Annotated in this window: 12 protein-coding genes; 5 read left to right on the forward strand and 7 right to left on the reverse strand. The window is 41.3% G+C overall.

The annotated features are described in order from the left end of the window. Positions 1-50 precede the first annotated feature (50 nt). From ftsX to prfB, 3 genes are all read right to left on the reverse strand, one after another. Positions 51-977 (reverse strand): permease-like cell division protein FtsX, encoded by a 927-nt coding sequence (gene ftsX / locus PCY07_RS04305; RefSeq protein ID WP_021153569.1) that lies wholly within the window; start codon positions 975-977, stop codon positions 51-53. Beyond that, the gene (ftsE, locus tag PCY07_RS04310) at positions 970-1,662 is read right to left on the reverse strand and encodes a cell division ATP-binding protein FtsE (protein ID WP_003018939.1); all 693 of its coding nucleotides are present in this window, start codon (positions 1,660-1,662) and stop codon (positions 970-972) included. The genes ftsX and ftsE overlap by 8 nt, the downstream gene beginning before the upstream one ends. A gap of 44 nt (positions 1,663-1,706) precedes the next feature. Then, positions 1,707-2,802, reverse strand: a protein-coding gene (prfB, locus tag PCY07_RS04315) for a peptide chain release factor 2 (RefSeq protein ID WP_100209015.1) whose coding sequence is annotated in 2 segments (ribosomal slippage) — positions 1,707-2,729 and positions 2,731-2,802 — 1,095 coding nt in all. Because the reading frame shifts where the segments join, the coding sequence is not laid out codon by codon here. 174 nt (positions 2,803-2,976) lie between these two features. Here prfB and PCY07_RS04320 point away from each other — a divergent pair. Next, positions 2,977-3,834 carry a metallophosphoesterase gene (locus tag PCY07_RS04320; protein ID WP_301355416.1) on the forward strand — a complete coding sequence of 286 codons (858 nt, stop codon included), beginning with the start codon at positions 2,977-2,979 and terminating at the stop codon, positions 3,832-3,834. Between the two features lie 191 nt (positions 3,835-4,025). On the opposite strand, the gene PCY07_RS04325 is transcribed toward PCY07_RS04320, so the two are convergent. After that, the gene (locus PCY07_RS04325; protein ID WP_301355417.1) at positions 4,026-6,710 is read right to left on the reverse strand and encodes a cation-translocating P-type ATPase; all 2,685 of its coding nucleotides are present in this window, start codon (positions 6,708-6,710) and stop codon (positions 4,026-4,028) included. 211 nt (positions 6,711-6,921) lie between these two features. Further along, entirely contained in the window at positions 6,922-7,305 is a 384-nt protein-coding gene (locus PCY07_RS04330; protein WP_301355419.1) for a DUF1934 domain-containing protein, read from the reverse strand. A 116-nt stretch (positions 7,306-7,421) separates the two neighbouring features. Here PCY07_RS04330 and PCY07_RS04335 point away from each other — a divergent pair, with 116 nt between their 5' ends. The 4 genes from PCY07_RS04335 to PCY07_RS04350 are packed head-to-tail and all read left to right on the forward strand — an operon-like array spanning position 7,422 to position 11,984. Beyond that, complete coding sequence (locus PCY07_RS04335; RefSeq protein WP_013903868.1) at positions 7,422-8,732, forward strand: HD domain-containing protein; 1,311 nt, start codon at positions 7,422-7,424, stop codon at positions 8,730-8,732. Further along, on the forward strand, positions 8,722-9,528 hold the full coding sequence (yidA, locus tag PCY07_RS04340; protein ID WP_049497428.1) for a sugar-phosphatase: 807 nt from the start codon (positions 8,722-8,724) through the stop codon (positions 9,526-9,528). Before PCY07_RS04335 ends, yidA begins: the two co-directional genes overlap by 11 nt. A gap of 3 nt (positions 9,529-9,531) precedes the next feature. Next, positions 9,532-10,743, forward strand: coding sequence for an aminoacyltransferase (locus tag PCY07_RS04345; RefSeq protein ID WP_049497426.1), 1,212 nt, complete (start codon positions 9,532-9,534; stop codon positions 10,741-10,743). A gap of 5 nt (positions 10,744-10,748) precedes the next feature. Further along, positions 10,749-11,984 carry an aminoacyltransferase gene (locus PCY07_RS04350; protein ID WP_049497423.1) on the forward strand — a complete coding sequence of 412 codons (1,236 nt, stop codon included), beginning with the start codon at positions 10,749-10,751 and terminating at the stop codon, positions 11,982-11,984. Positions 11,985-12,060: 76 nt separating this feature from the next. Here the strand turns inward: PCY07_RS04350 and tpiA are convergent, their stop codons facing one another. Continuing rightward, positions 12,061-12,819 (reverse strand): triose-phosphate isomerase, encoded by a 759-nt coding sequence (gene tpiA, locus PCY07_RS04355; RefSeq protein ID WP_003002560.1) that lies wholly within the window; start codon positions 12,817-12,819, stop codon positions 12,061-12,063. Between the two features lie 164 nt (positions 12,820-12,983). After that, complete coding sequence (gene tuf, locus PCY07_RS04360) at positions 12,984-14,180, reverse strand: elongation factor Tu (protein WP_003002543.1); 1,197 nt, start codon at positions 14,178-14,180, stop codon at positions 12,984-12,986. Between the last annotated feature and the right edge of the window lie 62 nt (positions 14,181-14,242).

Here is a 14,242-nt window from a genome sequence, read left to right on the forward strand (position 1 = left end):
CCTGTCCTAATAAAAGTATACAAAAAAGCAAGTGCGAACTTGCTTTTTTATTATATTTTAAGAAAACGTCTCATAGAGATTGAAGAACCAATCGCCCCTATCAAAATTCCTAATCCAAAGAGCCCCCCCACCATAATCGGTACCAAGACATGTGGACTATAGAGATACAAGTTTTGATCTGCCAAGTTATTGTTCATAGATGTATAAACAACATTATAAACATAGAAGACCAAAGCTGAAGGAACCAAGGCTCCCAAGAGACCGATCCAAGCACCTTCTAAAAGGAATGGGGCACGAATATAGCCATTTTTTGCTCCTACCAGTCGCATAATCTTAATCTCACGACTACGTGAAATGATGGTAATCCGAATGGTATTAGAAATCAAGAAAACTGCGATGAAGATCAATAAAGCTACACCGATCAATCCCCAGTTTCGGATAAAAGTTCCTAGTGCAAACAAGCGTTGGGTATCTACCCCACCATCTTTAACCTCAGAAACTCCCTCAATTTTTTTGGCATCAGCCGAAACTTGCTTTACATATTTAGGAGCTGTTGTTTCTACATAATAAGCATCGTAGAGAGGATTGGCATCTCCATCAAAAATCTTCCAGTTGTTCCCAGCCGTTTTGATCAGTTTATCGTACTGTTCTTCCTTGCTAGAAAAATCAACCTTATCAACATGTTTCATGGCTGTCAGAGCATCGTAGACCTTATGGTAGTTTTCATTGGTCACGGTTTGACCGTCTTTTTCAATCTGCTCGCTCTGATCTTGAATATCTTTGCGCATGTATACTACAACCCGCACACTGTTTTGAATATCATCTGAAAGCTTGATGGTATTGGCAATAACAGAGGCGAAAATAGCAACCAAACTAAGGGTAATCATGACTGAGCTGACCGCTGCAATCGTCATCCAACCATTTCGTTTCAAGCTTTTAAGCGACTCGATTAAGTGTCGGAAAAATCTTCTAATCATCGTATCCGTACTCTCCTTCCGCTTCATCACGCACTACACGACCATTTTCAATCGCGATGACACGGTGACGTAAAGTATTTACAATTTGACTATTGTGGGTCGCCATCAATACTGTAGTCCCTTGCAAATTAATTCGCTCCAAAAGATTCATGATTTCCCATGAATTATCTGGGTCCAAGTTACCCGTTGGTTCATCCGCAATCAAGACTTTCGGATTATTGACGATAGCCCGCGCAATCGCGATCCGTTGTTGCTCCCCACCGGACAATTCATTCGGGAATGAGCGGACCTTGTGTTTCAACCCAACAAGATCCAAAACTTCCATAACGCGCTTTTTAATATTGCGACGACGCTCTCCAATAACTTGCATAGCATAGGCAATATTTTCATAAACAGTCTTCTTTGGCAGTAATTTATAATCTTGGAAAACCACTCCCACATTGCGTCGCAACATTGGAACATCACGTTTTTTGATTTTATCCAAATCAAAATCAGCAACTTTCAGTGTTCCTTTATCGTGTTTGACTTCACGGTATAAAAGTCGAATAAAGGTCGACTTTCCTGCACCAGAAGGTCCTACAATGTAGGCAAATTCTCCTGGTTCAATACGAACAGATACTCCCCGAAGAGCTGTTGTCCCGTTGTCGTATTTTTTGACAACATCTTTCATTTCAATCATTGACATGTAATGAAATTCCTTTCATTCTTTTCTGGGTTATTCCATGTAGATTACTGGAGACGCCATTTAAGGTAGGCATCGATAAAGCCATCGATATCTCCATCCATCACCTTGTCCACCTGCGCTACTTCGTAGTTGGTCCGGTGATCCTTAACCATGGTGTATGGGGTAAAGACATAGGAACGGATTTGACTTCCCCAGGTGATTTCTTTTTTATCCCCTTTTAGAGAATCCACTTCTGCTGCCTTTTTCTCTTGCTCTAATTGATAGAGTTTAGCTTGCAACATCTTCATTGCTCGATCACGGTTTCCGTACTGAGTCCTGTCCACAGTAGAAGCAACAACAATCCCTGTCGGAATGTGGGTCAAGCGTACCCCTGTAGAAACTTTGTTGACGTTTTGTCCACCAGCTCCACCTGAGCGGAAGGTATCCATCTTGATATCATCGTCACGAACTTCGACTTCGATGGTATCGTCTAACTCAGGCATAACCTCAACAGATGTAAAGGAGGTATGACGCCGTTTAGCAGAGTCAAATGGAGAGATCCGAACCAAACGATGAACACCCATTTCAGATTTCAGAAGGCCGTACGCATGAGGCCCTTCAAAAGATAAGGTCACAGACTTGATTCCAGCCTCATCTCCAGCCTGATAGTCCAAGACTTCAACCTTGAAGCCATGAGCATTTCCAAAACGAGTATACATCCGAAGAAGCATGTCGCCCCAGTCCTGAGCTTCTGTTCCTCCTGAACCTGGGTGGATTTCTAGGATGGCATTATTATTGTCATAGGGTTCAGACAATAGCAAGGTCATCTCATAGCTGGTCATACGTTTATCCAGCTCCTCCAACTTCTCGATCAATTCTTCTTTGACCGAATCGTCTTCTGCCAAAAAGTCCAGTAAGATTTCTGACTCATCAAAGAGATCCACCATTTGATGGAAATTTTCATAGGTCTGCTTGAGTTCATTTAATTCTTGAGATGTTTTTTGCGCAGCAATGTTATCATCCCAAAAATCAGGTTCTGTCATTTTATTTTCTAAAATGGCAATTTCTTCTTCCAACGCCTCTAAGTCAAAGAGACCCCCTGAAAGAAGCTAATTTTTCACGATTTGCGTCAATTTTTTGACGAATTTCTGAAATATCCATAAGTACCTCTTTCTATGTATCTAGTCTATTATATCATAACCTTCACTATTTGCCCACCTTCCAATATTGGATCTGCAAGTTTACCACAACTAACCCAGCTTTTTTTCAGCATTTTTCTATTCATTTGTAACCTAATTGTTAGAAAAAAAGATGCTCTTATGCTAGACTGGTAGCATGACAACAGTAGCTTTTATGTCCGATTTACATATTGATTCGAACAACTTCGGCGAAGAAGAATTGGAGACCCTTATTACTCTTCTCAAGGACCAACAGGTTCAACATCTCCATATAGCAGGAGATATTGCTAATGGCTTTGGAGAAACCTCACAAAAATTTTTAGTCCAACTCCAATGTCACCTCCCAGTGTCCTTTAGCTTGGGAAATCATGATATGCTGGGCCTATCAGAAGAAGCCATGAGACCTTTTGAATTTCAAAAGATTCCTTTTTCAAAGCATACACTCCTTGCCTTTTCTGGCTGGTATGACTACAGCTTTGTTCCTACTCTCTCTCCCCAAAAACATCTTCAAACCAAAAATCTGTTTTGGTTTGATAGACGCCTCCAACGAATGGGATCTGATCCAGCCATTACCAAAAATCTTTTGCAAGAGCTGGAACAAGAGCTCATGCGTGTAAATCAACCCTTGATTATCGCCATGCACTTTGTTCCTCACAGTCAGTTTCTCCTGCGTCACCCTTATTTTGAACGCTTTAATGCTTTTTTAGGGAGCCAAGCCTTTCACGAGCTTTTTAGACAATATCCTGTCAAAGACGTCATTTTTGGTCATAGCCACCGCCGAATTCCAACGACAACTATTGACACCATCACCTATCATGCAAGACCTTTAGGCTATATCCGAGAATGGGAGCTCTGCAAACAATTTTTTGAAGATTTCCCCGAATTTGATTTTTCAAAGCGCTATGATCCCTACAAACGCTATCGCAAAATTAAAGACCTTCCAGAATTTAAAGCCTACAAAAAGAAAAAACTTAAACATGAATTTTCTCAAGCTATGATCATATTAAAATTATAAAAATAGGACGGCACTATTCTCATTTCAAAAAAGTAACCACTTTAGTTCTGAAATGAGAAACCTTACATTAAGTATCTTAACAATCAGTTCTTTTCCTTATCGGTTTCTCAACATCCACTCTTACCTCAAGAAATATGCCCAGTCTATTTTACCCGCAAAAAAAGCCATCCAAAGATGACTTTTTTTTATGTTTAAATAGCGTTTTTATCTTTTCCAAGTGCACGTTGAACGGCTTTGACAATTTCAACGAGAACAACAATCAAGAGCGAACCAATCATAACAGCTAACCATTGTGTCAAACTCAAATGAGACACATGGAAGAGTTTGTTAAATCCAGGGACAATAATGGTCGCCATCAAGAGAACAAAGGCAACTGGAATCGACCAGTTAAAGGTCTTGTTCTTGAAGAGTCCCACTTTAAAGATAGATTGGTAAACCGATTTAACATTAAAGGCATGGAGCAATTGGATCAAACCAAGAGTTGCAAATGCCATGGTCAAAGCGTCTGCATGGATTTCGGCACGAGTCGCATGTTCTGGAGAGAGTAAGGCCCAGCCATAAACACCAAGAACGAGCATGGTTTGGAAGACACCTTGATAAAGAATGGCTCCGAAGACTCCACCGTCAAAGAAGTTAGATTTACGTCCACGAGGTTTGTGGGTCATAACACCTGGCTCAGCTGGTTCCACACCAAGAGCGATGGCTGGAAGAGTATCTGTTACCAAGTTGATCCAGAGAAGATGTACTGGTTGAAGAACATCCCATCCAAAGAGGGTTGCAAAGAAGATGGTGAAGACCTCAGCCATATTGGCAGACAAGAGGTATTGGATAGATTTTTGGATATTTGAGAAGACCTTACGTCCTTCTTCTACCGCTACGATAATGGTTGCAAAGTTATCATCTGCAAGGACCATGTCTGAAGCCCCCTTAGAAACCTCTGTACCTGTAATCCCCATACCAATACCAATGTCAGCTGTCTTAAGTGATGGTGCATCGTTGACCCCATCCCCTGTCATGGCAACAACTTTTCCTTCATTTTGCCAAGCTTTCACGATACGAACCTTGTGTTCAGGTGATACACGCGCATAGACAGAGTATTGTTTGAAGACTTTTTGGAATTCTTCGTCAGAGAGTTCATTCAACTCAGCCCCTGTGAAGACATGGTCTTCTGTATCATTTGGATCGATGATTCCAAGACGTTTGGCAATAGCTTCTGCTGTATCTTGGTGGTCACCCGTGATCATGATTGGACGGATACCCGCTTCCTTAGCGACACGAACCGCTTCTGCTGCTTCTGGACGCTCAGGGTCAATCATTCCGACCAAACCAGAGAAGATCAGGTCAGACTCAACGATTTCAGATTCCAAAGTTGGGATTTCGTTGCTTGTCTTATAAGCCATCATCAAGACACGAAGGGCTTGTTTGGCCAAGTCTTTGTTGGTAGCAAGGATAGCTTGTTTGTCTTCTTCTGTGATTGGGCGAACTTCCCCATTGACTTCAATACGCGTCACACGTTTGAGCAATTGGTCAGGAGCCCCCTTGACAGCGATAAAGTATGAACCGTCAGCTTCCTTATGGATCGTAGACATAAGCTTACGGTCAGAGTCAAATGGCAATTCAGCTACACGTGGCTCATCCTTCAAGGCTTCACGAACATCAAAATTGTGGTCTAAACCAAACTGTACCAAAGCAGTCTCTGTTGGGTCCCCAATCAACTTACCAGATGGATCCACTTTGGTATCATTGGCAAAGTTCATGATGCGAAGTGTATTGTTGCTTGCTCCAATTTCGGTTGCTGCACTTTGTAATTGACCGTTGGTATACACTTTTTCAACCGTCATTTGGTTCATGGTCAAAGTACCTGTTTTATCAGATGCGATGATTTCTGTTGAACCAAGTGTTTCAACGGCTGGCAATTTACGAACAATCGAATTGCGTTTGGCAAGGGTTGTTGTTCCCAAAGAGAGAACGATGGTTACAATGGCAGGAAGACCTTCTGGAATCGCCGCAACCGCAAGGGCTACTGCAACCATCAAACCTTCTAATGGATGTTCCCCACGAACGAAGACACCAACCAGGAAAGTCACTGCAGCAATAGCTACAATGAGGTAAGTCAAGGCTTTAGAGAGTTGTTCCAAACTTTGCTTCAATGGTGTTTCCGTTTCATCGGCATTGGCCAACATATCTGCAATCTTACCAACTTCTGTATACATACCTGTGTTGGTCACAACCCCAGTACCACGACCATAGGTTACGTTCGAGTTTTGGTAACCCATATTGACACGGTCTCCGATACCAGCATCTGCCTCAACAAGGCCAGTCACATCTTTTTCAACTGGAACCGATTCCCCTGTAAGAGCTGCTTCTTCGATTTTAAGAGAAGCTGCTTCTAACAAGCGCATATCAGCAGGAACCACATCTCCAGCTTCCAGAAGAACGATATCACCCGGGACCAATTCTTTGGAATCAATTTCAATCACGTGACCATCACGGCGGACACGCGCTAATGGACTAGACATGTTTTTCAGTGCTTCGATAGCTGCTTCTGCTTGTCCTTCTTGGTAGACACCAAAGGCTGCGTTCAAAACAACAACGGCTAAGATGATCATAGCATCTGTAAGGCCGTCCATTCCTTCTGTAATCACAGAGAGAGCTGCGGCGATCAGCAAGATGATAATCATCAAATCTTTAAACTGATCGATAAACTTAGACAAGAGGCTACGTTTTTCACCTTCGTCCAGTTCATTATGACCATAAGTCGCTAAACGTTCTTGAGCTTGAGCAGTTGACAAGCCTTCGATTGAAGAGTCCAATTCCTTTAGAACTTCTTCTTTACTCTGTGTATAAAACAAAGCTTTATTTTGTTCTTTTGACAAAATAGTTTCCTCCTTATAACTTTCTACTAGGTCTCTTTTGCACAAAAAAGAGACCTGTTTGAAAAAACAAGTCTCGCCGTTTAATATAGTGCCGGAAATAATTTCGTAATGACGACACTATCGCGGAAATCCGCCAGCTACTCCCTTGAGTGCTTTTATTATACCATTTTTATAGAATAAAGCAAGCAAGACCTCTAATAATTGATGAGGCCTACTCTTCCCATTCAACCAATAATTGGTAATTGGCAAATTCCTGCTCTCCATCGAGAGTTAATAAGCGATAAGAGAGCTGCAAATTCCCTTCCTCTAATTGAAAGAGGTCTGTTGTAATCAAAAATTGCTGAATACCCATTGGAGTTGGGATGATTGCCCCACCATCTTCATTTTTATAAAAACGCATGATGGATTTAGGACTTGAGAATCGTGTCATGATCAATTCATCGTTGGAAAATTTCAAAGCAACCTTTTCATCTTCTTCATTGGTATACAAGAGATATTGAAAACCTGCTTTTTCCTTCCATTCTCCTTGATAGTACTGATCAACGATTTCCATTTCTTCTCCAAATCGAATGGTATTTTGAATTCGAATCTGCATCTTTGTCTCCTTCTTATTCTTTCCTTACTTAACTATTTTATCAAATTTTACGTATTTTGACTGCCCCCGTTAGCCTCTAGATCGCAAAATAGGCTTTTTTTTGCTATAATAGACCCATGAATGAAAAAGTCTTTCGCGATCCTGTGCATGATTACGTTCATGTGGATCATCCCATCATTTATCAATTAATAAATAGTAAAGAATTTCAACGACTACGCCGCATCAAACAACTAGGGACATCTGGATTTACCTTCCACGGTGGGGAGCATAGTCGTTTTTCTCACTGTCTTGGTGCCTATGAAATTTCAAGACGCATTCTGTCTATTTTTGAGGAAAAGTATGCAGAGCAATGGAATTCTGATGAAAACTTACTGACCATGACAGCTGCTCTTCTTCATGACATTGGACATGGTGCCTATTCCCATACCTTCGAAGGACTCTTTGGGACGGATCATGAAAAAATGACCCAGCTGATCATCACCAGTCCAGAGACGGAGGTCAATCAGATCCTCTTACAGGTAGCACCTGATTTTCCAAATCGTGTAGCCAGCGTCATTGATCATACCTACCCCAATAAACAAGTGGTGCAATTGATTTCTAGTCAAATTGATGTGGACCGGATGGATTATTTGCTACGAGATGCCTACTTTACGGGTGCTTCCTATGGAAAATTTGACTTGACCCGTATTTTGCGCGTCATTCGACCGATTGAAAATGGCATTGCCTTCCAACAAAATGGCATGCATGCTGTCGAGGATTACGTGGTCAGCCGTTACCAAATGTATATGCAGGTCTACTTCCACCCGGCTACTCGTGCCATGGAAGTCCTCCTTCAAAATCTACTCAAACGCGCCAGAACCATTTATCCAGATCAGAAAGAGTATTTTCAACTGACTTCACCTCGCTTGATTCCATTTTTTGAAGAAGAGGTCACCATTCAAGACTACCTAAACCTAGATGACGGTGTGATGAATACCTATTTCCAAGTCTGGATGGATAGTCCAGATACCATCCTGTCTGATCTTGCTCAGCGCTATATTAATCGGAAAGTCTTTAAATCGATTCTATTTACAGAAGATAAGCGAAAAGACTTAGCAATCCTTGAAAAATTGATTAAAGAGGTTGGGTTTAATCCTACCTACTACACAGCTATTCATCAAAATTTCGACCTGCCCTACGATATTTATCGACCAGAGCTTGAAAAACCGCGGACCCAGATCGAGATGATTCGAAAAGATGGGAGTCTCGCTGAATTGTCTCAGTTGTCTCCACTCGTCGCTGCTTTAGCAGGAACTCGCTATGGGGACAACCGCTTCTATTTCCCAAAAGAAATGCTGGAGGTTAATGGACTTTTCAGTAAGCAAGTAGAGGAATTCACTTCCTACATCACCAATGATTATTTTACAGGAGAGACGGATGTCCATTAAATTAGTTGCGATCGATATCGATGGTACACTTCTCAATTCAAAAAAAGAGATCACACCAGATGTTTTTCAAGCTATTCAAGATGCAAAGACTGCGGGAGTCAAAATTGTCATTACAACTGGACGTCCCATTGCAGGCGTTTCAAAACTCTTAAACGAACTCCATCTGATGGATCCTGGAGACTATGTCATTACCTTTAATGGCGGTCTGGTTCAAGAAACCGCTACGGGAAAAGAACTCATCAAAGACCTTTTACATTATGAGGACTATCTCGATATCGAGGCTCTTGCTAACAAACTCCAAATCCACTCTCATGCCATTACAAAAGACGGCATCTATACCAGCAATCGCGATATCGGACGCTACACCATTCATGAATCTCAACTGGTCAATATGCCCGTTTATTACCAGACGCCTGAAGAAGTTCGTGAGAAAGAATTTGTCAAGGCCATGTATATCGATGAACCAGATATTCTAGATGCTGCGATTGCAAAAATCCCTAAAGAATTCAAGGATCGCTTCACTATGGTCAAATCAGCCCCTTTTTATTTAGAAATTCTAGGGAAAACAACCAATAAGGGATCAGCTGTTCTTCATCTAGCTGAACGACTTGGAATTCAGCAAGAAGAAACCATGGCCATCGGAGATGAGGAAAATGACCGTTCCATGCTAGAAGTCGTGGGACATGCCGTCGTTATGGAGAATGGCAATCCAGCTCTTAAAAAAATTGCTACAACTATTACCAAATCAAATGATGAATCTGGCGTTGCATACGCCATTAGAAAGTGGGTATTATAAGAAATGTACCATTACCAGCTAGGAATTTCAGCTAGTGAGCATGATGACTTTGTTATTCAGAGTGAACAAACCAATCTCTTACAAAGCAGCTCATGGGCAAAAATCAAAGATAATTGGGGAAATGAACGGGTTGGTTTTTATCAAGAAGACCAATTAGTCGCTGTTGCTAGCATCTTGATTCAACCCCTGCCACTTGGCTTTTCCATGCTTTACATTCCTCGAGGCCCAATCATGAATTACCAAAACAAAGAGCTGGTTTCCTATGTGATCCAGTCTCTTAAAAAAATTGCCAAACAATACAAGGCCTTGTTTGTGAAATTTGATCCAAGTCTTTTCTTGAGTAAACATTTGATTGGACAAGAACAGACGCAAGCTCCTGCTGTGCAAGCGATGATCGACACCTTAACTAAAGAAGGGGTTGAATGGACTGGCCGAACCAGTGATATGGCAGAAAATATCCAACCACGCTTTCAAGCAAATATCCACAAAGAGTTTTTCACTGAGCAAGATCTTTCAAAATCTACTCGACAAGCCATCCGAACTGCTCGAAACAAAGGGATCCATGTCCAATTTGGCGGGACTGAATTGTTGAAGGACTTTGCTTCTCTCATGAAAAAGACTGAGGCTCGTAAAAGCATTCATTTACGTGGAAAAGACTACTACGAAAAACTGCTCACTACCTACCAAGGACAATCCTACATTACTTTGTCTACTCTAGATCTCGAGGAACGGAAAACCTCCCTTATAAAAGATCTTGAAAAAAACAAGGCAGAGGCTGAAAAATTCACAGAAAAAACAAAGCCTGGCAAGGTTGAGAATAACCAAAAAGAAAAAGAGCGGATAGAGGAAGAACTGCAATTTCTTGAACAGCATCTCCAAGCAGGTAGACAGGTTGTTCCTTTATCTGGGACCTTAACCCTTGAATTCGGTGGGACGTCTGAAAATGTTTATGCAGGGATGGATGAAGAATTCCGCCGTTACCAACCTGCTATCCTCACCTGGTATGAAACTGCCCAACACGCTTTCGACCGTGGTGCTTCTTGGCAAAATATGGGGGGCATTGAAAATTCACTCGATGGTGGTCTCTATCATTTCAAATCAAAATTTAATCCTGTCATTGAAGAATTTGTTGGGGAATTCAACCTCCCAACCAGTCCACTCTATCCACTTGTAAACAAAGTCTACAAGGTCCGGAAAAAATTAAGGAGTAAATAAGTTACATGACTCTTACGACAATTTCAAAAGAAGAATTTACCTCATTCGCAAATACTGTCTCCCATCGCTCTTTTATCCAGTCTGCTGAAATGGCAGATCTGCTTGAAAAGCGAGGAAACACGGTCCAATTTATCGCTTGGAAACAAGAAGATCAAGTCCAAGTGGCAGCGATCTTGTACAGTCTTCCTATGACAGGTGGTCTCCATATGGAAATCAATTCTGGCCCCCTTTACCAAGAGGAGGCTATGCTAGAACCCTTCTATGCAGCTTTAAAAGACTATGCGAAAGAAAATGGAGCTATTGAACTCGTTATTAAGCCCTATGATACCTATCAAACTTTTGACAGTGACGGCAATCCAACCAGTGAAGAGCAAACCCATTTCATGGATACCCTTAAAAAATTGGGCTATCAGCATGATGGTTTAACAACAGGTTATCCAGGAGGAGAACCTGATTGGCATTATGTAAAAGACATGGAGGGCATCACCGAAAAAAATCTTCTTACGAGCTTCAGTAAAAAAGGAAAGCCACTTGTTAAGAAAGCTAAGGCTTTTGGCATTCAATTGAAACGGTTAAACAGAGATGAACTGCAGCTCTTCAAGGAAATTACTTCTTCTACCAGTGACCGTCGAGACTATCAAGATAAGACCTTAGATTATTACCAAACCTTCTATGATAGTTTTGGCGACAAAGTGGAATTTATGATTGCGACACTGAATTTCGAACACTATCTAGCAATATTACAATCAAAACATAATGATCTTCAATCTCAAATTAACCCTCTAATAGAAAAAGTTTCATCAGGTATTAATTCTGCGAAAGTAAATAAACAAATATCACAATTAAATCTGCAAATAAGTAAACTTTCCATTCGGATTAATGAAGCAAAGGAATATATTGAAAAATATGGAGATCAAGACGTCATTCTTGCAGGTAGCCTCTTCGTCTATATGCCACAAGAATCCACCTATTTATTCAGTGGCTCTTATACAGAATTTAATAAGTTCTATGCTCCTGCTGTTCTCCAAGAATATATGATGCTTGAAACCATCAAACGTGGTATCCCAAAATATAACTTCCTGGGTATTCAAGGAATCTTTGACGGGTCAGACGGTGTGCTTCGTTTCAAACAGAACTTCAATGGCTACATCGTCCGTAAGATGGGGACCTTCCGTTATTACCCAAATCCTCTGAAATACAAAATGATTTCTCTCATTAAGAAACTATTAGGACGTTCCTAACTCAAAAGACCAGCTTTGAAGCTGGTCTTTTCTTCTATAAAAAAAGACGAGAAACCTCTCGCCTTTTTATATGTCATTATTTAACAAAGTCAAGCAATGCCAAGAAGCTTTCTGGATCAAGTGATGCACCACCTACAAGAGCTCCGTCAACGTCTGGACAAGCCATGTATTCAGCAACGTTCTCAGGTTTAACTGAACCACCGTATTGAACACGAACTTTATCAGCCACTTCTTGACCAAAGTCAGCAGCTACAACGTCACGAACAACTTTACACATTTTTTGTGCGTCGTCTTGTGAAGCTGATTTACCAGTACCGATAGCCCAGATTGGTTCATATGCGATAACTGTTGAAGCGACTTGTTCTGCAGTCAATCCAGCAAGAGCAGCTGAAACTTGAGCACCTACGAATTCTGCTGCTTTACCAGCTTCGTAAGTTTCAAGGCTTTCACCACAACAGATGATTGGAAGCATACCGTTCGCAAAGATTGCTTTTGCTTTTTTGTTGATGTCTTCATCAGTTTCGTGGAAGTAGTCACGACGTTCTGAGTGACCGATAACAACGTAGTCAGTACCGATTTCTTTCAAAACTTGTGGGCTAGTTTCACCAGTGAAGGCACCAGCATTTTCAAAGTAAGTATTTTGGGCAGCAACTTTAAGGTTCGAACCTTTAGCAGCAGCAAGTACTGTAGTCAAGTCAACTGCAGGAGCTGCAATACCAGCTTCAACAAGGTCAGCTGAAGGAAGTTTTGATGCTACAGCTTCAACGAATGCTTTTGCTTCTTCTGGATTTTTGTTCATTTTCCAGTTACCAGCGATAAATGGTTTACGTGACATTTCACATACCTCTTTTTTCTAATTTTATACTATCTATTCTACCATAATTTTCGTCATAATGAAAGGTTGCACAAGCTCATTTTACTTTTTACCAAAATAAAAACCCCGTCTTCACGGGGTTTTCTGTCTGTCTATATAATTGTTAATCTGGGAACTAGATCGAATTAAGCTTCGATTTCAGTAACCATACCTGAACCAACAGTACGTCCACCTTCACGGATTGAGAATGTAGTACCTTGTTCAACGGCGATTGGGTGGATCAACTCAACGTCGATAGTCACGTTATCACCAGGCATTACCATTTCAGTTCCTGCTGGAAGTTCGATAGATCCAGTTACGTCAGTTGTACGGAAGTAGAACTGTGGACGGTAGTTGTTGAAGAATGGAGTATGACGTCCACCTTCTTCTTTAGTAAGGATGTAAACTTCACCTTTGAATTTAGTGTGTGGGTTGATTGAACCTGGTTTAGCGATAACTTGTCCACGTTCGATTTCATCACGTTGGATACCACGAAGAAGCACACCAACGTTATCCCCTGCAAGACCTTCGTCAAGTTGTTTACGGAACATTTCAACACCAGTAACAACTGCTTTTTGGATTTCTTCTTTGATACCAACGATTTCGATTTCATCATTGACACGAACAACACCACGGTCGATACGTCCTGAAGCAACTGTACCACGTCCAGTGATTGAGAATACGTCTTCGACTGGAAGAAGCAATGGTTTGTCAGTATCGCGTTCTGGTTCTGGGATGTACTCATCAACAGTATCCATCAATTCCATGATGATATCTTCATATTTAGAGTCACCTTCAAGAGCTTTAAGAGCTGAACCTTGGATAACTGGAAGGTCATCACCTGGGAAATCGTATTCTGAAAGAAGGTCACGGATTTCCATTTCAACCAATTCAAGCAATTCTTCATCATCAACCAAGTCAACTTTGTTCATGAAGACGATCAAGTGTTTAACACCAACCTGACGTGAAAGAAGGATGTGTTCACGTGTTTGTGGCATTGGTCCGTCAGTTGAAGCTACTACAAGGATAGCTCCGTCCATTTGAGCGGCACCAGTGATCATGTTTTTAACGTAGTCCGCGTGTCCTGGAGCGTCGATGTGAGCGTAGTGACGTTTAGCAGTTTCGTACTCAACGTGTGCAGTGTTGATAGTGATACCGCGTTCGCGTTCTTCTGGAGCAGCATCGATAGACGCATAGTCTTTAGGTTGGTTAACTGATGAAGGCAAGCGACGTGCCAAAACAGTTGTGATTGCTGCAGTTAGGGTAGTTTTACCGTGGTCAACGTGTCCGATTGTACCGATGTTAACGTGCGGTTTACTACGATCGTATTTTTCTTTTGCCATTTGAGTAAAAGCCTCCAATAAAATATATTTTATAGATAGACAGTAGGCAATACAGTCTAACT

Source organism: Streptococcus sp. SP1 (assembly GCF_030440005.1).
GTDB lineage: Bacteria > Bacillota > Bacilli > Lactobacillales > Streptococcaceae > Streptococcus > Streptococcus parasanguinis.